Genomic DNA, 19,032 nt, shown 5'->3' with positions numbered 1-19,032 from the left:
GCGTTTCCCCTCAGTCGATCGCGTGAAGCCTGCTCGTCATCCCCGCCACAAATCGCCCACCAAGGGGTGTCAGCGCACCTGATCCGGCCAGCTCCTCGACAGCCTTGGCGGCCTGTCTCCGCCGGTCGGCGCACTGCGCCTGCGCCGTGGGCGCAGACTCGCCGTCCGCCGCAAGCCTCCGTACGCGCCAGAAGTCCGCCACCGCGAGCTGCGCGTACGCCTCCTGCATCAGACCGACGAGCGGCCCTGGGCAAAGATCGTGACGGTCCAGTACCGCACCCAGCTTCATCTGCTGGAACTCACGGATGATCAGCAGTGCCAGCAGGTCCGGCGAGCCGGGCCTGACCGCCCCCACCGCTCCGAAGGCTTCTCTGGAAGCGGCGCCGACATCGCTGCCGTCCCTAGAGTGCAGCGGGGTGATGGCTCGCAGACCGGCCGCCAAGCCCGGTCCATACAACGGCAGTTGACGTTGAATCAACGACCAGGCCTCGGTCAGGTCCTCCGCCCACATCTTCGCCTCACCGGCGGACAGGCGCTGAGCCACGGGCCACTCATAGGCGTCTCGCAGCGGGTCGGTGTCCTCCAACGCCACGGTCCAGCCCGGAAGTTCGACCAGTCGCACGGGCTGCCAGTGCGGAGTGAGTCCGTCCACACCCTCCTCCCAGGCGATCCGCAGCATCTTGCCCGCCGCCCGTACGGAGAAGCCCTCGACGTCCATGGCCACCTCCGCGTGGCCGGAATCGTGTCCGAGAGTCACCGCGCCGATGCCTGGGAGCCGCAGAAGTCCGTCGCTCACCGGGACGACGACTGTGACCTCGCTCCGCGCCCTCATCGCACTGGCCGCCGCGAGCTCGGCGAGACCTGCCGTGATGGTCCCCGACCCCCAGCCCTTCAGCACGCGCAGGGCCCATGGACGCGTATACGGGTGAGCCAGTACCGCGTCCACCGCGTGTGGGGCGTCCTGGTCCAGGTGCCGCAGCAGCTCCGATGCCGCCGCAGCAGCCCTGTCGCCGACCGGGGCACGCTCACTCACGGCGGCCAGCAGTTCCCGGTTGAGGTCGAGTTGTGCCGCTGCCAGGCGCTCCACGGTGTCCGCACTGCCGAATCCCGTGGCCAGTTCGTCGAGGTCGTCGGCTTCCCCCGATCGCAGGGGCCCGGCCGGCTGTGCCGCCGCGGCGGCTTCCCTGTCGCGAATATTCATGATCAGTGCCAGCAGATCGGGGCAGAAGACGGAGGGATTGTCGAATCCGCTTCCGGTCCGGTAGCGGTGGGCGTAGAGGCCACCCCCACAGGAGGTGACCACCGGGCAGGCGCGGCACTGATCGCTCAGCTGCTCAACTCCCAGCTGACGGGCGAGCATTCCGGGATGCTCAAGCACCTCGTCAACGGAGTTCGCGAAGACGTCCATGCCCGTGACCGGTGCGCCGTCATAGGCAGTTTTGAGGCTGTCGGCCTGCTCGAAGGTGCCGTCGGTCTCGATGACCACAAGATCCGCGGGTGCCAGTCCCAGCGACTCGGTCAGACTGCTCTCACCGCGCAGCGTGCGCAGCACGGAGTCGAAGATCCGCACGGGGACCGGGCGCCCGGAACCGTCCCAGCGCCGATAGATGGCAGCGAGCCAGTCCGCGTAGGGCGTCGCCGAGGCCCCCGGTCGCGGGGGCGGCACGTCCCAGGTCGCATGGGGCAGAAGGAAGTCGATGCGCGGGGGACGCAGGGCGACCAGGGCGTCGTACACCGCAAGGGGGTCGTTCTCGACATCGATCGTGCACAGCAGTCCCGCAAACAGCCGCCGGTACGTAGGCCGGTTGAGGAGATCGACGGCCCGCAGCACCTGCGGATGGCTGCTGCGGCCGTCGGCATAGCGGCGATGGCGGTCGTTGGATGCCTTGTCACCGTCGAGCGATACGCCGACATTGATGTCCAGTTCGGCAAAGAGATCGCAGAAGCGCTCGTCGAGCAGCACTCCGTTGGTGTGAATGCGCAGATCCAGGGCGCACACCCCGTCCAAGGCGCTGTACAGCTCCTCGGCGGCCTTCCTTAATCGGATGGGCCCGGCCAGCAGCGGCTCCCCGCCGTGCAGCACGACCTGGACCAGCGAAAGCCGGTGGGCCCGGGCATGCTCGGCGATGCGTGCCGCCGTCTTTTCCATTGCCTTTTCAGCCATTGCCCTGGGCCGACCACGCCAGCTCGAGTCCGCGTGCTCGTAGACATAGCAGTGATCACACGCGAGATCACAACGGCTGTGCACCTTGAGCACGAACTGACTCAACGACGGGAGTGGCCGGTCCACGGCTCGGCTCCTTTCAGTCACTCAGATCGAGGACTGAAAGGTTGCACCCAACGGACGAGACCCGTCACTGGTCGACAACAGTCGACGGACGGACGCGGGCAGGTCCCCACCAGCGTGGCCAATGGCCTGTTTGACCAGCGGCTCCCGATGGGTAACCTGCTGACTGGGTGCGGCCTCGGGCCTGCCGACCGCGGAGACAAGGGCAGTGTCCATTGAGCGCCTTTCAGTATGGATGGCTCATGGAACGCAGGAATGCGCACCAGTGAGACTATTGTGAAGCAATACAGCCTATTCGGACATTTCGCGCAACACGTGTCCCCCCTCGGCGCCAACGAAATTCAAGCGCTTTGGTTGTCGATTGCCCGATCAGGCCAGCCATTCGGGCGACACGCGCGGGCGCGCGTACCAGAGTAAAAGGCAGCCGCCCGCCTACGCCATGGCCTTGGCTACTCAAGACGTCTCGATTCCGAGACGTTCGACGACCACCGCACCCGGCAGCTCCGTGAACGCCTTCCCCGGCACGATCAGCTTCCCGCGCCGGCGCCCGCTTCCGATGAGCACCCACTCCGTGTCGACCACCGAGGAATCGACCAGCAGCGGCCAGTCGGCGGGCAGCCCGATGGGTGTGATGCCGCCGTACTCCATCCCCGTCTCGCCGACCGCCGTGTCCATTGAGGCGAACGACGCCTTGCGGGCGCCCAGTTGCTTGCGCACGACGCCGTTCACGTCGACCCGCGTACTGGAAAGGACCACACACGCCGCGAGTGTCGACTCGCCGCCGCGCTTGCCCGAGACGACCACGCAGTTCGCCGACTGTTCGAGCAACTCCCGCCCGTAGTGCTCGACGAAGGCGGCGGTGTCCGCGATCTCCGGGTCGGTGTCGACGTAGATCAGCTGCTGGGCGGGGATGTCGCCGTGCCAGGACCGCACGGCGTCGGCGACGGGCTCAGTGAGCAGTTCGAGGCAGTCGGCGGCGGGCCGGGCGTCGTCGAACGTGCCGATGGGAGCGTGCATTGGGCCACGCTAACAGCCGCTCCCACACTGGCGGTTGAGCGGCTCAGCGCGCGGGCGGGATCGAGACGGCCATGGTCATCTCCACCGGCTCGTCCCCATCGTTTCGATAGGCGTGCGGAGCGTTCGCCTCGAAGGTGGCGGAGGTGCCCGCCGGCACGGCGTGAGGCTCGCCGTCGACGACGAGGGTGAGCTCGCCTGCGGTGACGTGGAGCAGCTCGACCGTGCCGTCCGGGTGCGGGTCGGACTCGCTGGTGTCGCCGGGCATCAGCTTCCAGCCCCAGAGTTCGAGGGGACCGCTGCGCTCGGTGCCGACCAGCAGGGTCGTGTAGCTGCCGGTCGATGTGGACCACATGCGGACGGCCTGTTCCGGGGGTACGAGGCGGACCTGCGGGCCCTGCTCGTAGTCGAGGAGCGTGGTGATGCTGACGCCGAGGGCGTCCGCGAGCTTCACCGTGGTCCCGACACTCGGATTCGTACGCGCCTGCTCGATCTGGATGATCATGCCCCGGCTGACCCCTGCCCGGGCGGCGAGGGTATCCAGCGTGAACCCCCGCTCGCCGCGCCAGCGCTTGAGATTGCGGGCGAGCGACTGGGTGAGCTGATCGAGGTCCGACACATTCCGTCCAACTGTCCGGCCGTCCAATATTCTGGATGACAGAGTTCAATACATTGCACTACGGTGTGGTGCACCCAAACGTTCACTGCACTGTACTGCGAGGCCCGCCATGACCGCACTGTTCGCCCTGGCCACCAGCCTCCTGTGGGGTCTGGCCGACTTCGGCGGCGGACTGCTGACGCGACGTACGCCGGCCCTCACGGTCGTCGTCGCCTCGCAGGCGATCGCGGTGGTGGTACTCGGCGCGATCGTCGTCGCCACCGGCGGCTGGGCGGAGGCCGGACCGCAGCTCTGGTACGCCGTCGCGGCCGGTGCCGTCGGCCCCGTGGCGATGCTCTCCTTCTACAAGGCGCTCGCCCTCGGCCCGATGGGTGTGGTCTCCCCGCTCGGCTCACTGGGCGTCGCCGTGCCCGTCGGCATCGGTCTGATCCTCGGCGAACGGCCCGGGCTGCTGCAGTTCGCCGGAATCGCCGTCGCCGTGGCCGGAATCGTGCTGGCGGGCGGACCCCAGCTGCGGGGTGCGCCCGTGCAGCGTCAGGCCATCCTGCTGACCCTCCTCGCCGCCTTCGGCTTCGGCGCGGTGATGGCTCTGATCTCCGAGGCCTCGACCACGATCACCGGTCTCTTCCTCGCTCTGTTCGTGCAGCGCGTCACCAATGTGACGGTCGGCGGCGCGGCCCTGTTCGTATCGGTGAAGCGCGGGGCGCGGGCGCTGCCCGAGGACGGCGGGATGCGGGTCGTGTGGGCCTCGATCCCGGCGCTCGCCTTCGTCGGCCTCGCCGACGTCGCGGCCAACGGCACCTACTCCATCGCCGCGCAGCACGGCCCCGTCACCGTCGCCGCCGTACTCGCGAACCTCTACCCGGTGGTGACGGTCCTCGCCGCGCTCGTGCTGCTCAAGGAACGGCTGCGTGCGGTCCAGGCGACGGGCGCGGGGCTCGCGCTGGTGGGCACGGTCCTGCTGGCCACGGGCTGATCGTCGCCCCTGCCGTCAGCTCTCCTCCAGCTCCGCGAGCGCCAGCAGCTGCTCGGGGGTGATGCCTTCCGGGATCGGCACGGGAGCGGGCGTGCGCAGCGGGGGCTGCCAGCCGCGGACCGGGTCCCAGCTGCGTACGACCCGGGCGGGGGCCCCGGCAACCACCGAGTGGTCGGGGACCTCGCCCCGTACGACAGCGCCCGCCGCGACCACCACATTGCGGCCGAGCCGCGCGCCGGGAAGGATCACCGCGCCCGTGCCCAGCCAGCAGCCGGGACCGATCTCGACCGGCTCGGTGCGGGGCCACTGCTTGCCGACCGGCTCATGGGGGTCGTCGTAGCTGTGGTTGGTCGAGGTGATGTAGACATACGGCCCGCAGTACGTGTCCGAGCCGATGGTCACCCTGCTGTCGGCGATGACATGGCTGCCGCGGCCGAGGACCACACCGCCGCCGAGCGTCAGTACGGGGTCGGCGCCCAGGTCGAGACCGGGCATCATCCCCGCTGTGAGGGTGACCTGTTCGGCGATGATGCAGTGGTCGCCGAGCTCGATCCACGCCTCGCCGAAGACGGTGCCCTGCGGGAAGGCGAGCCGGGTGCCGGAGCCGAGCCGGCGAAAGCGCAGTGGGCCGGGGTGCTCCGCCGTGACTGCGCCTGTTTCCTGCACCCAGCGCCAGCCGCGCTGGACGGCGCGCGCGAGGACGCGCCGACGCCAGGCGGCGAGCGATGAGAACGTGTTTCTGTTCCGGGGCACCCGCACACGGTAGTCGGCCCGCCTGGCCTGATCACGGCCGTGCGCTGTGATGTTCGCCCCACGCCGCGTCACACAAGGTTATTGATCACCCGTCAGCGACGACAGGCCGTGCCCGGGGCCGGACCCCCCTGCCTCGACGAGGCGGCCACCGCGGTGGGGGACGTGGCCCGCGCTCGCCCCGGCCTTCCGGCATCCCGGGCACAGCACCGAAGCGGGCACTCTGCCTGCCGCGACGAGACACGGCAACGGTGCGTTCCGCATTTCGGTGCCTGGAAGCTATGCCGCAGGCCGACGAGCGCCTATCCGTGAACGCGATCTACGGATACGCAAATAAATCAGCCCGGGCGGTTGTTCCTTGACCGGCTGAGCTGCTGCCGGGACTGCGATTCGAGCTTCCGGCGGGCCCGGGAGACATGCTGCTCCACGGTACGCGGCGACAGATGCAGCGTAGCGGCGATCTCACGGTTGGTGAGCCCCGCGGAGGCCAGGTCCACGACCTCCTGCTCACGCGGGGAGAGCTGGTCCCCGTAGCTCGGGCGCCCGCGGGGGCGCTGCTCGGCGGCGGGCTGATGGGCACGGAGCGTCGCCCGTACGCGTGCCGCGTCCCAGCCCGCCCCCAGGTCGGTCAGTTGCTGGACACACAGCGCCAGCTCCTCGATCGCAGCGGCGGCTTCGGTGACCTGGCCCGCCTCCAGCACGCACTGCGCGGCAACCTCGTTGGTGAGGATGGCCACGTACGGGCGGTGCATCTCGGTGTACATGGCCGCTGCTTCACGGAAGTGGGGCGCCGCCCGGGCCGGTTCGCCCGCCGTCTCCAGCAGGACGCCATGACACCAGTGGAGTGCGGCCTCGGCCGCCGGTACGAGATTGCCCTTCACGCCGGCCTCGAACTCGGCGACCATGTCCGAGGCCAGCTGCGCCCGGCCCGCGCGTGCGGTCGCCTCGACGGCCCAGGGCGCGAGCTCCGAAGCCCACACCCAGACACCCTTGTCACGCAGTCGGTCCCAGGCGTCGGCTGCCTCGGAGGCCGCTGTGTCGATGTCGCCGCGGGCGATGGCGGTACGCACCAGCGCACCGGCGGCCGCGGCCACGTGCGGCAGCGGTGAGCCGACGGGCAGCGGATGCCCGTCGCCCGACAGCCAGGCCGCCATCTGCTGCCACTCGCCCTGGGACAGGGCGAGCATGCCGAGGACGATCCGGGCGTCGGCCGCCGGCCCGGGCATGACGCCCGTCTCGGCGACGAAGGCCCGCGCCCGGCCGGCCAGCCCCTCCCACCGGCCGTTGATCCAGTCCAGCAGGAGGACGCTGCCACGCCCGTCCTGTTCGACGTACGAGGCTCCGCTGCGGGCCGCCAGATCCAGCCCCTCTTCCAGCAGGTCCCCCACGCGCTGCAGATGTCCCAGCCACAGGGAGGCGTCCGCCGCGTTCACCAGTCCGCGCGCCACGTGCGGGAGCCGGTCGGGGTGATCGGTCTCCGCGCGCAGCCGCTCCAGCACGTCCCAGGCGGTGGGGTCCCCGATCTCCAGCTGTACGGCGATGCAGTTGGCGGCGACCGCCGTGCGCACTTCGGGGTCGTCGCTTCGGGCCGCCATCTTCTGGACCTTCTCCAGCCAGTGCAGATTGCGTTCCAGCGGGACCGCGGACATGACGGGCATGGCGAGCGCCGACATGGCGCGTGCCGCGAGGGCCGGACGTTCCGCCAGCTCGTCGGCCGCCTGCTCCAGTTCGACCCAGCCCTGCAGGCCCATACCGGCCTGGTTGTACAGGACGAGTCCCAGGTCGAGCCTGATCTGACCGCGTACGGCCGGGGGCAGGGACTGGTCGCCGAGGATCTGGCGCAGCACCTGAACGGTCTGGTCGGTGTGCAGCCCGAGCACCGCGCTGTGGGCCAGCAGCGGCGCGAGCCTGGCACGCACCTCGCGCGGTACCGACGGGTGGGACAGGGCATGTTCCAGCAGGTCCATCGCCGTCTGGTGTTCACCGGCCTCGGCACACTGCTGTGCGGCCCGCTCGACTGCCTTCAGCCAGCCGCGCAGCTGGCCGCCGCGGTGCCGGTGGGTGGCGAGCCGTGCCCACGGCACGGGGTGGCGGCGGGCGAGGACGGCGGCCGCCCGGCGGTGCATGTCCTGGCGCAACGGCCCGGGGAGTTCCTCGTAGACGGCCGTGCCCGCGAGCGGTGAGGGGAATCCGTACACATCACCGCCGGTCTCCTGGAGTACGGCTCCGCGCAGGGCGGCCATCAGGGCCTCGCGGCCGGTTTCGGCCGGCAGCGCGGCGACCGCGTACAGGTCCTCGGCGCTGCCGGGCTCGTCCAGTACCGCCGCCGCACGCGGGACGGCACGGTGCTCCGGTGACAGCGCGGCCAGCCGGCCGAGGACCAGTTCGGCCAGCCGTACGGGAGTGCCCGTGGCGTCCACGTCCCGTGCGGTGTAGCGCTCCTTCGGGCCGCACACGTCCTGTAGCTGGCGCACCAGGTCGACGACGACCTGCGGGACTCCCGCGGAGCGCTCGTGGATGCGGGCGACCAGTTCCGGCGGACAGCTCTCGGGGCCCAGCCGCTCCTCGACCAGCCGCCGCACCTCCTCGGCGTCCAGTGGTTCACGTCGTATGCGCAGCAGGGACAGCCGGGCCGGGTAGCTCACGGGTCTGCCCAGCACCAGACCGGGTTCGGCCAGCTCCTCGGGCCGGTAGACCAGCACGGCCGCAAGTCCGGCGGGCGGCCGTTCCAGCAGCCGCCGCAGCAGGTCCTGGCAGCCCGGGTCGGCGCGGTGCACGTCTTCGGCGATCAGCAGTACAGGGCCGCCGGACTCGAGCAGCGGCGCCAGCTCCTCGGCCAGCGCGGCGGCGTCCGGATAGATCCGCGGCGGCAGCGGCGGCGGTTCGATGCGGGCGCGCCCGTTGGTCCGGTCGTTGCCCGTCTCGGGGCGGGGCGGATGGGCGGGGTGATGTGCCAGTGCGGTGCCGGAAGCGGTGAAGGTCAGGACGACGCGTGGTCGCGGTCCCGTCTCGGAGGCGTCGAGCAGCCGGTCGACCAGTCGGCTCTTGCCGGTCCCTGCCTTTCCTTCGATCAGGAGCAGGGCCGGCTGGCGGGTGGGACGGTCGAGGGTCTGTTTCAGCCACCTTTCCCAGGTGTCGTCACCGAGTGTGTTCACCGGCTCACTCTCCTCGACATTTCCGGGCATTTCATTTCTTTAGGTATCCGTACTTCAGTCTCCCCAATTGCGCCGACTGTGCGCTGCCCACGAGGTTAGACCCAGCGCCCGGGCACCACCTGGGCAAAAGGAGCCGACAGTGATCGCATCAGCAGAGGAGTCCCCCCACCATCCGTCTTCCGGCCGGGTGCCGCATGGCGGAATTTCGGGACTGGCCCAGTGTGCGATGTCGGCGACGCCGGAAGCCGCGCGCACGCTGAGGCACTTCGCCCGCGCCGTCGCGCAGCGGTGGCGACTGCACGACGACTTCCACGAGGCACTTGCGGTGATCGTCACCGAGCTGGTCAGCAACGTGGTGCTGCACAGCGGCAGCCCGTGGGTCGCAGTGGCCATCAGGGTCCGCGGGAACACCCTGACGACCGAAGTCAGGGACGGCGGGAGCTGGAAGCACCGCTCAGTACGGCGCCAGGAGCCACTGGACGCCCACGCCGACCTCGGTCATGGTCTCCGGCTCGTCGACGCGTTCGCGACACGGACCACCACGCGCAGGCTGGAGGCCGGCAGCGTGGTGGCGGCAGAGATTGTCATGCCCGCCTCTTCCGGCGGACCCCCGGTGTAGCGGACTGCGGCCGCGTCGAGCGGGCGGGAAACCCGGCGGGAGTTCAGCCGGTTTCCGTCGCCTCGCGATGCCCCTTGGCCAGCAGCAGATACATCGAGGCGTTGAGCTTGATGCCCTCCCGCTCCTCCTCGGTCAGCTCACGCTTGACCCTGGCGGGCACGCCCGAGACGAGCGAGCCTGGCGGTACGCGCATCCCCTGCGGTACGAGCGCCTGCGCGGCGATCAGCGAACCGGCTCCGATGTGCGCGCCGTTGAGGACGGTCGCGCCCATGCCGACCAGTACGTCGTCCTCGACGGTGCAGCCGTGCAGCACGGCATTGTGGCCGACGGAGACGCGCTCGCCGACGGTGACCGGGAAGCCGGGGTCGACATGGACCGTGCAGTTGTCCTGGATGTTGGTGTCGGCGCCCAGGACGATCGGGCCGCAGTCCGCGCGCAGCACCGTGTGGTACCAGACGCTGGAGCCCGGGGCCATGGTGACCTCACCGATCACGACGGACGTGGGAGCGGTGAAGGCGTCGGGCGCGATGCTCGGCTCCTTGCCGCCCACTGCCGCGATCAGTGCCTGTCCCGCTGCCATCGCCGTCTCTCCTCGGTTCGCGTGTGGCTGGTCAGTCGGAGGCGGGCACGGGGTCCGGCTCGGCCTTCGCCTGCGCGGCCGCCTTCTTGGCGCGGCTCTTGAGCACCAGCATCGAGGTGAGGCCGATCAGCACGGCGAGGACGAGCCCCAGCCAGGAGAACCGCTTGAGCCAGGCCTCGGCGACGACACCTACGGAGTAGATGACGGCGGTCGTGCCGCCCGCCCAGAGGATTCCGCCGATGACGTTGGCGATGAGGAACTTCCAGTACGGCATGCGCAGCACGCCCGCGAGCGGCCCGGCGAAGATACGCAGCAGGGCGACGAAGCGGCCGAAGAAGACGGCCCACATGCCCCACTTCTCGAAGGACCGCTCGGCCACGGCGATCTGCGCCTCACCGAAGTGCTTGGGGAACTTCCCGCCGAGCCAGGCCAGCAGAGGTCTGCCGCCCTTCCGCCCGATGGCGTAGCCGATCGAGTCGCCGATGACCGCGCCGGCCGAGGCACAGGCGCCGAGGATGTACGGATTGATCTCGCCGTGCTGCGAGGCGAGCAGGGCAGAGCTGACGAGGACGATCTCGCCCGGCAGAGGAATGCCGAGGCTCTCAAGGCCGATGACCACCCCCACCAGGAGGTAGATGCTGACCGCAGGGACGGTCTCGAGCCACTCCTGGACGTGCAACGCCGGTTCCTCCCGAGGTCACCGGGCACGGGCTGCCCGGCGTGCACCCGCGTCGGCGCACGCCGGGCAGCCTACCTCGGGCGCTCAGGCAGTGCGCTCAGGCGATGTACAGGCGGTGTACTCAGGCGTTGGGGCGCAGCGTCCACACGATCGTCATCTCGCCGGTCACCGCGCCGTCCGCGCGCTGGATGGCGATCTCGACGGGGAACTCCGGGCGCTCCCCCGCGTCCAGTTCGGCGACGACATCGGCGATCGGGCGGCCGAGCGTGGCGGTCGCGGTGACGACGCCCATCGCCAGCTTCTTGTAGCCGATTTCCGCCTTGACGGCGAGCGGTACGGCACGGTTCATCTGGTCGCCGAAGGCGGCGATGACGATGGCACCACTCGCGGTCTCGGCGAGCGTGAACATCGCTCCGGCGTGCGGTCCGCCGACGTGGTTGTGGAAGTCGCTCTGGTCCGGCATGCGGACGACGGCCCGCTCGGCGGTGGTCTCCAGGAACTCCAGGTTGAGGGTCCGGGCCATGGGGACCGTGGCGGCGAGCATCTCGCCGACTGACATCTGATCAGCGCTCATGGACCGCAATGTTACCCATGAGTAGCAGACTTGGCCATCCCCTGGCGGGGGCGGACGTGGCACCTGTGGCACCGCACCTCTATCGTTACTCGCCATGTGGCCAGGACAGCAGCCGCCCGGGGGCGAGCAGAACCCGCAGGACCAGAACCCGTACCAGCAGCCGGGGTACCAACAGCCGAATCCTTATCAGCAGCCGGGATACCAGCAGCCGGGTTACCAGCAACCCAATCCGTACCAGCAGCCGACGGCGCCGCAGTACGCCGTGCCCGGCCAGCCGCCCGGTGCGCCGCAGCCGCCTCAGGACGACAAGAAGAAGACGACCATCGTCGCGATCGTCGCGGCCACGGCGGTCGTCGCGGCCGCGGTCGTCACCGGCGTCATCGTGCTCAAGGACGACGACAAGGGCACCAGTGACGAGGGCGGCAAGGTCAGCGCCTCGAAGACGCCCACCGCCAACAAGCCCAGCACTGCGCCCGCTTCACCGACCGAGAACCCGCGCGGGGGCGAGGACGCCAAGCCGCTCATCGCGGGCTGGAAGGTCGTCACCAACCCCAAGCGCGGGACCCAGTTCGACGTCCCGCCCACCTGGGAAGTCGCCGGCTCCAGCATGAGCACCTTCTTCGAGGACGAGAAGAAGAACGACGGCTCGCCCGTCGTCGTCATGTCGGCCCCGGCCCACTACAAGTCCAAGTGGTGCACGTTCGACACCGACAAGGACGGCAAGCCCGAGCAGTGGGGCCTGAGCACGACCGGCACCAAGGGCGGCAAGGGCGCGACCGACGCCGCCACCGGCGCCTACAACGAGGCGGGCAACTGGGTCTGGGCGGGTTACGCGCAGAAGGAGCCCAAGGGCACGGTCAAGATCACCAAGGCCAAGCCGTACACGACCAAGTCCGGGCTCACCGGCAGCGTCGCCACGGCCACCGCGCTCGGCGTGAAGAAGACCAACAAGTGCAGCACCGACGGCAAGTCGATCGCGTTCACCTTCAAGAACAGCAAAGGTGACTTCGCGAGCTGGGTCCTGTACGCCAACACCGGCGTCAAGGACGAGGTCCCGGACGCGACCATCGCGCAGATCCTGAGCACGGTCCGGCTGGCGGGAACGCCCAGCGACTAATCCGTTCGGCAATGCGGCCGACAGCGGGGATGGTCCCGAGGTGACCTTTCCAGCCACCTCTCCCCGCCGCCGGGGTTCCTGCATGTTCTGCAACGGCACCGGGACGCGATTGACGTTGGGCCCGAACGGGACCCGAATCGGCACGTGCCTGAGCTGCGGAGGCCGAGGTCGCCTTGGGCCGGCCCTGTCCGGCCGTCTCAGCCGATACTGAAAGCGCCGTCGGGCGGCTCGGGCGACGCCACCGCGTCCGCGTCTCGTACGACCCTCGCGTCCCCGATGAACCGGGTCAGCGACGGGCCGTGCTCCAGCCGCGCCGGGAAGGCGTCGGCAGAGGTGCGGCGGGCGAGGAGCGCCGTGTCGATGGGGGTCTGCGAGGCGAGCAGCAGCGCGTTGCCGAAGCGCCGCCCGCGCAGTACGGAGGGTTCCGCGATCAGCGCGAGCTCGGTGAACACCACGGCGAATGTGACGAGTTGGGAGCGCAGGAAGGCGAAGGGCGCGCCGTCGGCCAGGTTGGCGGCGTAGATTCCGCCGGGCCGCAGGACGCGTTCGGCGGCCCGCGCGTACTCGACCGATGTGAGGTGGGCGGGCACCCGCGAGCCGCCGAAGACATCGCCGATCAGCAGGTCCACGGAGTCCGCGGGAGCCGCCTCGACCCAGGCACGGGCATCGGCGCCGTGCAGCTCGATCCCCGATCCCGCGGGCAGCGGCAGCTGCTCGGCGACCAGCGCCAGCAGTCCGCGGTCCGCCTCCACGACGTCCTGGCGCGAGCCCGGCCGGGTCTCGGCCACGTAGCGCGGCAGGGTCAGCGCCCCGCCGCCCAGATGCAGCACATCGAGAGGGGCGCCCTCGTCCGCGGCGCAGTCGACGACATGGCCGAGGCGCCGCGCGTACTCGAACTCCAGATGGGTGGGCGCGTCCAGGTCGACATACGACTGGGGCGCACCGTCCACCGTCAGCAGCCAGGCCCGGTCCCGGTCGATGTCCGGCATCAGTTTGGCGGTGCCGCGGTCAACCTCGCGGATGACGGGTAGCTGCTCGTTCACCGTCTCATTGTGCCCACACCGCGGCGACGGCCTTGACGTGCGCGGCGGCCTGGGCCAGCCCGGCGCGGGCGGCGGGGGCACGCAGTGCCGGGTCCAGGCGGCCGCGTCCGATGGCCTTCCTGGCGGCGGCGTCCGGGGTGATGACCTCGACGCGGGAGCCCGCCGCGGCGAGCTGTGCGGCCTGGGCGCGTGGGGAGGCGATCGCCTTGGTGCCGGAGGCGATGGGAGCCAGAACGACCACCCGCTCGCAACCGGCGGCGAGGTGGGCGTTGGCCGTGGTGTGCACTCCCCCGTCGATCCACCTGCGGCCTTCGATGGTGACCGGCGGCCAGACACCGGGGACCGCGCAGCTGGCCGCGACGGCGGTGACGAGCGGTACGCCGCTGTCCTTGTCGTAGGTCTTCAACGCGCCGGTGAGCGCGTCGACGGCGGTGACGAGCAGGCGCCGCTCCGGCCATGTGTGTGAGAGCAGCCGCCGGGCGATCACCTCACGGCGGGACGCCTCGTCACCGGTGTCGCGGGCGAGTGCCAGCCTGCCGAGCTTTCGTCCGTACTCCTCGGGCGTACGGGACGTGAGGATCGCCCGTGCGTACCTCAGCGTCATCGAAAGACCGAACCGGGCGGCGCTCTCGCCCTCGGGCGGGGCGAGCTGCCGCTCGTACAGCTCGGCGAGGTCCAGCCTGCCGGATGCGACCTGGGCGGCGACGACCGCGCCCGCGGAGCTGCCGACAAGGAGGTCGGCGGTGGTCAGATCCACGCCCGCGCGGGCGAGTCCGTGGAGGATACCGATCTCCCAGCCCACACCGGTGATTCCACCGGCGCCGAGTACAACTGCCGTGTCAGCCATGGGAGTCAGTCTGGCGCGGCCGCGTCCCGCGGGCTGCGGCGGGGGCGGGGGCCGGGGGACGCCAGCTTCGCGGTGCGGCTCGCACCCGCGCGCGGCGAAGCCCACTCGCCTCCCGCGGGTGCGGCAGGGGACGGCCGTGGGGGCTGAGGCCCCACCCCGGGGCGCCGGCTCCGCGGTGCACCTCTGCACCCCGGCCCAGCGGATCCGGGCGCCGCCTCCCACGGGTGCGGGAGGGCAGAGAAGCGGGGGCTGACGCCCCCGCGCCCCCGGGGACGCCAGCTTCGCGGCGAAGCCCGGGTATCGCCTCGCGTGGGATACGGGCGGGAAGGGACGCAGCAGCTGACGCCCCCCATGCCCCCGGGCGCCGGCTTCGCCGCGCGGCTCGCGCCAAGCCGCGCGGCGAAGCCGACGGCACCCCGGCGCACCACCCGCCGAACCGGCGCCGCCTCCCGCAGGGTGCAGGAGGTGGGACGCAGCAGCGGAGGACAGCCCGCCTGCCGGCGCAACCGGCGCCCCTCGCCGCCGCGTCCCACCCCGCAGTCACACCAGTTCCGTCACCGTCCCCGCGCCCACCGTGCGGCCGCCCTCGCGGATTGCGAAGCCGAGGCCCGGCTCCAGTGGGATGTCGCGGCCCAGCTCCACGGTCATCGTGACCGTGTCGCCGGGCCGGGCGACCGCCGCCTCGCCGAGGTCGATGTCGCCGACGACGTCCGCCGTCCGGATGTAGAACTGCGGGCGGTAGCCGGTGGAGACCGGTGTCGCTCGGCCGCCCTCGCGGGTGGACAGCACGTACACCTGCGCCGCGAAGCGCCGACTCGGCACGACGCTGCCCGGCGCCGCCACCACATGGCCGCGCCGGACCGCGTCACGCGCCATGCCGCGCAGCAGCAGGGCGACGTTGTCACCGGCCTCCGCGGACTCCATCGGCTTGCCGAAGGTCTCCAGACCCGTGACGACCGTCTCGGTGTCCGCGCCGAGGACCTGGACGCGGTCGCCGACGCGGACCGTGCCCCGCTCGACGGCGCCGGTGACGACCGTGCCGCGCCCCGTGATGGTGAGCACGTTCTCCACCGGGAGCAGGAACGGCGCGTCCGTGTACCTGATGGGCATCGGCACATACGTGTCGACGGCGTCGAGCAGCGCATCGACGGCGGCCGTCCAGCGTGGGTCGCCCTCCAGCGCCCTGAGCCCGGAGACCCGTACCACTGGCGCGGCGTCGCCGCCGTACCCATGGGCCGTCAGCAGCTCGCGGACTTCCAGCTCCACCAGGTCGGTGAGCTCGTCGTCGCCCGCGTCCGCCTTGTTGAGGGCGACGACGATGTGATCCACGCCCACCTGGCGGGCGAGCAGGACGTGCTCGGCGGTCTGCGGCATGACCCCGTCGAGCGCCGAGACGACGAGGATCGCCCCGTCCAGCTGCGCGGCTCCGGTGACCATGTTCTTGACGTAGTCGGCGTGACCCGGCATGTCCACGTGGGCGTAATGCCTGGTGTCGGTCTCGTACTCGACGTGCGCGATGTTGATGGTGATGCCGCGCTGCGCCTCCTCGGGCGCCCGGTCGATCCGGTCGAACGGCACGAACGTGCCGGTCCCGCGCTCGCTGAGGACCTTGGTGATGGCGGCGGTGAGTGTGGTCTTGCCGTGGTCGACGTGGCCCATGGTGCCGATGTTGAGGTGCGGCTTGGTGCGCACGTATGCCGTCTTGGGCATGACTGTTTTCCTCGGTTTCCTCGGAACTCGAAGCGTGATGGGACCCCTGGGCCTTGCCGACCCTCCCCCTGTGGGGTCCGCAGGACGATCCGGGAAGGGTCAGCTTCGGGCGCCGTCGAGGGGCGCTGCGGCAGCGGCGGCTGCGGCCGCTGCGGGGAATGCGGCAGCCTTCGGCGCGTCCGCGACTGCGGACGGCGCTGCGAGGAAGGCGTACCGGAACATGTCGACGATGATCGCTCAGGGCGCTTCGCCGCGTCGAATGGTTTTCCCCGCACGGGAGTTGCGAGGGAGCCGCGCGGGAGTTGTACGTGAGTTCAGCAGCTCACAGGTTCTTGAGAGCCTCGCGTACGGACAGCGGCGCGAGCCGGTCCCGGTGCCGCTCGACGAAGTCGCGTACCGCGTCCGCATCGGTCTTGGCGTACTCGCGCAGGCACCAGCCGATCGCCTTGCGGATGAAGAAGTCGGGGTGGTCGGCACGGCGCAGGCAGTAGGCGAAGAGCCGTTCCGTGTCGGTCGCGTCCTTGTAGCGGAGCTGATGGAGCAGCGCGGTGCGCGCGACCCACAGGTCGTCGTCCTCGATCCAGCTGTCCATGACGGACTTCAGCCCGGGATCGGCGCTCACGAGCGGTCCGGCGACATGTGAGGCGAGCGCGTCGACGGTGTCCCACCAGGAGACGGTGACGACGAGATGGCGTACGACCGGCAGCAAGCCGGAGGAGCAGCGCTTCACGTGGCGGCGCAGATAGTCGACGGCGAAGTAGTGGTACTCGCGCTCTGGCAGCTCCCAGCAGCGCAGGGCGATCGCCGTGCAGTCGGCCTCGTCGGGGACGGCGGTGCCGTCGAGAACGCTGCGGGAGAGCTCGCGGCGGGCGCCGGTGTAGAGCCCGAGGAAGGGTGCGATGCCCTTCATGTACGCGGCGGTCGACTCGGCCCTGACCGCATCGGCGCCGGTCGGGTACACGGCGGTGAGGCGCGGAAGGACGGTGTCGGCGAGCTCGCTGTGCGGGACGGCGGGCGGTTGGACCGGGGTCATGCGGCTCACATTACGGCGATCACATCCACGTGTCGGTTAGTCTCCCCGGATGCTCGACCCCGTCCCCCGGCCCGCATCGGGCCTTGCCGTGCGCTGCACGCGGGCGCTGTTCTCGCCGTGGTCGCGCCTGTCCCTGCTCGTGGCGATGCTGGCCGCCGCCGCGGTGACGGTGGTGTTGTACGAGCCGCAGCGGCTGCTCTCGGCGGGCTGGCCGCCGCAGCTGAGCGGGGCTGCCGCGGTGGTGCTGTTCGGCGTCGCGTACGGGGCGTGCACCGCGGCCTTCGTGCCGCGCCCGCTGCTCAATCTGGCGGCGGGCGCGCTCTTCGGCTCGCAGGCCGGGTTCGTTTCGGCGCTCGCCGGGACGGTGCTGGGTGCGGGTATCTCGTTCATGCTGGGGCGACTGCTCGGGCAGGACGCGCTGCGGCCGCTGCTGCGGGGGCGCTGGCTGAAGGCGGCCGACACCCAGCTGAGCAGGCACGGCTTCCGCTCGATGCTGGCGCTGCGGCTCTTCCCCGGCGTGCCCTTCGCCGCGGCGAACTACTGCGCCGCCGTCTCCCGTATGCGCTATGTCCCTTTTCTGCTGGCGACGGCGCTCGGCTCGATCCCGAACACGGCGGCGTATGTGGTCGCGGGCAGCCGGGCGGGCTCGCCGACGTCCCCGGCGTTCCTGATCGCGATGGGCTTCATCGTGGTGACGGGGCTGGCCGCGGCCTGGGTCGCCTGGTGCAAGCGGCACCGGCTGCGGACGCGTTAGACCGGGCGCGGCGGACGGTCAGGGGCAAGGTCTTGCTGGACCCGGACTTACGGTCCATGGCGACCCCGCCGCCTCATCTGCTCGCCACCACCGCCCAGGTGGCGTGGGGGGAGTTGAGCGCGCGCCGGGCCGCGCACCAAGGCGTGGGCCCGCGTCCGGGCGTTGAGCGGGCGACGATGGCGCGCGGCTCCATGGGCGCCCCGTCCGGCCCGCGAGGGGGCGGGCGCCCGGTGCGGGCGCTGACAGGGGCTGCGAGATTGCCGCCAATCGGGGGACGCTACGCTTCCTGAGACCTGGCGCATGATCGGGAACGCTACGCGCCGTCAGACCGTGATCATTTCTTGGGTGGCGTAGTTTTCGATGTCTTGGTTCGAATCATTCATCCTCGGGCTCGTCCAGGGACTGACCGAGTTCCTGCCGATCTCCTCCAGCGCGCATCTGCGGCTCACCGCCGCATTCGCCGGCTGGGAGGACCCGGGCGCCGCCTTCACCGCGATCACCCAGATCGGCACGGAGACGGCCGTCCTCATTTACTTCCGCAAGGACATCGCACGCATCGTCTCCGCCTGGTCCCGTTCCTTGACGAACAAGGAGCTGCGCAGTGACCACGACGCCCAGATGGGCTGGCTGGTCATCGTGGGCTCGATCCCGATCGGTGTGCTCGGCGTCGCGTTCAAGGACCAGATCGAGGGCCCGTTCCGAGATCTGCGGCTGATCGCCACGACCCTGATCGTGATGGGCATAGTCCTCGGCATCGCAGACCGTCTTGCCGCCCGTGACGAGCAGGGCGGCAAGCACCGGGCCATCAAGCAGCGCAAGACGCTGCAGGAGCTGAGTGTCAAGGACGGTCTGATCTACGGTGCCTGCCAGGCGATGGCCCTGATTCCGGGCGTCTCGCGCTCGGGCGCGACCATCAGCGGCGGTCTGCTGATGGGCTACACGCGTGAGGCGGCGGCTCGCTACTCGTTCCTGCTGGCCATCCCGGCCGTGCTGGCCTCGGGCGCCTTCGAGCTGAAGGACGCGAGCGAGGGCGGGCATGTGGACTGGCCGCAGACCTTCTTCGCGACGATCATCGCCTTCGCCGTGGGCTACGCGGTGATCGCCTGGTTCATGAAGTTCATCACTACGAAGAGCTTCATGCCCTTCGTGATCTACCGCATTCTGCTGGGAATCCTGCTGTTCGTCCTGGTCGGAACGGACGCGCTGAGCCCGCACGCGGGTGAGTCGGGCGGCTGAGGCGCGTTGACGCGGGACTGACGGTTGTCGTACCGAGGC

The 19,032-nt window shown here is 70.6% G+C and carries 18 protein-coding genes; 5 read left to right on the top strand and 13 right to left on the bottom strand.

Annotation, left to right across the window (positions count from 1 at the left end; translation table 11 throughout):
• Positions 1-10: 10 nt before the first annotated feature.
• The 3 genes from OG905_RS34400 to OG905_RS34390 all read right to left on the bottom strand — a co-directional run bounded on the left by OG905_RS34400 (position 11) and on the right by OG905_RS34390 (position 3,920).
• On the bottom strand, positions 11-2,248 hold the full coding sequence (locus OG905_RS34400) for an FxsB family cyclophane-forming radical SAM/SPASM peptide maturase (RefSeq protein WP_443044104.1): 2,238 nt from the start codon (positions 2,246-2,248) through the stop codon (positions 11-13).
• 492 nt (positions 2,249-2,740) lie between these two features.
• Positions 2,741-3,304 carry a YbaK/EbsC family protein gene (locus tag OG905_RS34395; RefSeq protein WP_328680493.1) on the bottom strand — a complete coding sequence of 188 codons (564 nt, stop codon included), beginning with the start codon at positions 3,302-3,304 and terminating at the stop codon, positions 2,741-2,743.
• 43 nt (positions 3,305-3,347) lie between these two features.
• Positions 3,348-3,920, bottom strand: coding sequence for a helix-turn-helix domain-containing protein (locus tag OG905_RS34390; RefSeq protein ID WP_328680491.1), 573 nt, complete (start codon positions 3,918-3,920; stop codon positions 3,348-3,350).
• A gap of 109 nt (positions 3,921-4,029) precedes the next feature.
• Here OG905_RS34390 and OG905_RS34385 point away from each other — a divergent pair, with 109 nt between their 5' ends.
• Positions 4,030-4,896, top strand: coding sequence for a DMT family transporter (locus OG905_RS34385; RefSeq protein ID WP_328680490.1), 867 nt, complete (start codon positions 4,030-4,032; stop codon positions 4,894-4,896).
• Between the two features lie 15 nt (positions 4,897-4,911).
• Here OG905_RS34385 and OG905_RS34380 read toward each other — a convergent pair whose 3' ends face one another.
• Entirely contained in the window at positions 4,912-5,649 is a 738-nt protein-coding gene (locus OG905_RS34380) for an acyltransferase (RefSeq protein ID WP_328680488.1), read from the bottom strand.
• Between the two features lie 335 nt (positions 5,650-5,984).
• On the bottom strand, positions 5,985-8,801 hold the full coding sequence (locus OG905_RS34375; RefSeq protein WP_328680487.1) for a LuxR C-terminal-related transcriptional regulator: 2,817 nt from the start codon (positions 8,799-8,801) through the stop codon (positions 5,985-5,987).
• Positions 8,802-8,940: 139 nt separating this feature from the next.
• Between OG905_RS34375 and OG905_RS34370 the strand changes: the two genes are divergently transcribed.
• Positions 8,941-9,420, top strand: a complete 480-nt coding sequence (locus OG905_RS34370) for an ATP-binding protein (protein WP_328680484.1) — start codon at positions 8,941-8,943, stop codon at positions 9,418-9,420.
• Between the two features lie 43 nt (positions 9,421-9,463).
• On the opposite strand, the gene OG905_RS34365 is transcribed toward OG905_RS34370, so the two are convergent.
• From OG905_RS34365 to OG905_RS34355, 3 genes are all read right to left on the bottom strand, one after another.
• On the bottom strand, positions 9,464-10,000 hold the full coding sequence (locus OG905_RS34365; protein WP_324978519.1) for a gamma carbonic anhydrase family protein: 537 nt from the start codon (positions 9,998-10,000) through the stop codon (positions 9,464-9,466).
• Between the two features lie 31 nt (positions 10,001-10,031).
• Entirely contained in the window at positions 10,032-10,679 is a 648-nt protein-coding gene (locus OG905_RS34360; RefSeq protein WP_328680481.1) for a DedA family protein, read from the bottom strand.
• A gap of 121 nt (positions 10,680-10,800) precedes the next feature.
• Positions 10,801-11,238, bottom strand: a complete 438-nt coding sequence (locus OG905_RS34355) for a DUF4442 domain-containing protein (protein WP_328682755.1) — start codon at positions 11,236-11,238, stop codon at positions 10,801-10,803.
• A gap of 109 nt (positions 11,239-11,347) precedes the next feature.
• Here OG905_RS34355 and OG905_RS34350 point away from each other — a divergent pair, with 109 nt between their 5' ends.
• Positions 11,348-12,370, top strand: a complete 1,023-nt coding sequence (locus tag OG905_RS34350; protein ID WP_328680480.1) for a hypothetical protein — start codon at positions 11,348-11,350, stop codon at positions 12,368-12,370.
• Between the two features lie 197 nt (positions 12,371-12,567).
• On the opposite strand, the gene OG905_RS34345 is transcribed toward OG905_RS34350, so the two are convergent.
• From OG905_RS34345 to OG905_RS34325, 5 genes are all read right to left on the bottom strand, one after another.
• Positions 12,568-13,413, bottom strand: coding sequence for a spermidine synthase (locus OG905_RS34345; RefSeq protein WP_328680479.1), 846 nt, complete (start codon positions 13,411-13,413; stop codon positions 12,568-12,570).
• 4 nt (positions 13,414-13,417) lie between these two features.
• The gene (locus tag OG905_RS34340; RefSeq protein WP_328680478.1) at positions 13,418-14,260 is read right to left on the bottom strand and encodes a patatin-like phospholipase family protein; all 843 of its coding nucleotides are present in this window, start codon (positions 14,258-14,260) and stop codon (positions 13,418-13,420) included.
• Between the two features lie 540 nt (positions 14,261-14,800).
• On the bottom strand, positions 14,801-15,970 hold the full coding sequence (gene tuf, locus OG905_RS34335) for an elongation factor Tu (RefSeq protein WP_328680477.1): 1,170 nt from the start codon (positions 15,968-15,970) through the stop codon (positions 14,801-14,803).
• A 99-nt stretch (positions 15,971-16,069) separates the two neighbouring features.
• Complete coding sequence (locus tag OG905_RS34330) at positions 16,070-16,192, bottom strand: hypothetical protein (RefSeq protein WP_324983621.1); 123 nt, start codon at positions 16,190-16,192, stop codon at positions 16,070-16,072.
• A 100-nt stretch (positions 16,193-16,292) separates the two neighbouring features.
• Positions 16,293-17,003, bottom strand: a complete 711-nt coding sequence (locus tag OG905_RS34325) for a DNA alkylation repair protein (protein ID WP_328680475.1) — start codon at positions 17,001-17,003, stop codon at positions 16,293-16,295.
• A gap of 49 nt (positions 17,004-17,052) precedes the next feature.
• On the opposite strand from OG905_RS34325, the gene OG905_RS34320 reads away from it, so the two are divergent.
• A complete protein-coding gene (locus OG905_RS34320) occupies positions 17,053-17,757 on the top strand; it encodes a TVP38/TMEM64 family protein (RefSeq protein ID WP_328680474.1) in 705 nt (234 codons plus the stop codon).
• A gap of 360 nt (positions 17,758-18,117) precedes the next feature.
• Positions 18,118-18,993, top strand: a complete 876-nt coding sequence (locus OG905_RS34315) for an undecaprenyl-diphosphate phosphatase (protein WP_328680473.1) — start codon at positions 18,118-18,120, stop codon at positions 18,991-18,993.
• Positions 18,994-19,032 lie beyond the last annotated feature (39 nt).

It is taken from the genome of Streptomyces sp. NBC_00322, from assembly GCF_036147535.1.
Taxonomy (GTDB): Bacteria; Actinomycetota; Actinomycetes; order Streptomycetales; family Streptomycetaceae; genus Streptomyces.
The sequence above is the reverse complement of the archived record's forward strand: the minus strand, read 5'-3'. Positions and strand labels throughout refer to the sequence as shown.

Coding starts and splice junctions, on each gene's coding strand:
- OG905_RS34340 (WP_328680478.1), bottom strand. CDS start 14,260: ATGGCTGACACGGCAGTTGTACTCGGCGCCGGTGGAATCACCGGTGTG.
- OG905_RS34315 (WP_328680473.1), top strand. CDS start 18,118: ATGTCTTGGTTCGAATCATTCATCCTCGGGCTCGTCCAGGGACTGACC.
- tuf (WP_328680477.1), bottom strand. CDS start 15,970: ATGCCCAAGACGGCATACGTGCGCACCAAGCCGCACCTCAACATCGGC.
- OG905_RS34395 (WP_328680493.1), bottom strand. CDS start 3,304: ATGCACGCTCCCATCGGCACGTTCGACGACGCCCGGCCCGCCGCCGAC.
- OG905_RS34385 (WP_328680490.1), top strand. CDS start 4,030: ATGACCGCACTGTTCGCCCTGGCCACCAGCCTCCTGTGGGGTCTGGCC.
- OG905_RS34325 (WP_328680475.1), bottom strand. CDS start 17,003: ATGACCCCGGTCCAACCGCCCGCCGTCCCGCACAGCGAGCTCGCCGAC.
- OG905_RS34350 (WP_328680480.1), top strand. CDS start 11,348: ATGTGGCCAGGACAGCAGCCGCCCGGGGGCGAGCAGAACCCGCAGGAC.
- OG905_RS34320 (WP_328680474.1), top strand. CDS start 17,053: ATGCTCGACCCCGTCCCCCGGCCCGCATCGGGCCTTGCCGTGCGCTGC.
- OG905_RS34365 (WP_324978519.1), bottom strand. CDS start 10,000: ATGGCAGCGGGACAGGCACTGATCGCGGCAGTGGGCGGCAAGGAGCCG.
- OG905_RS34355 (WP_328682755.1), bottom strand. CDS start 11,238: ATGTCAGTCGGCGAGATGCTCGCCGCCACGGTCCCCATGGCCCGGACC.
- OG905_RS34330 (WP_324983621.1), bottom strand. CDS start 16,192: ATGTTCCGGTACGCCTTCCTCGCAGCGCCGTCCGCAGTCGCGGACGCG.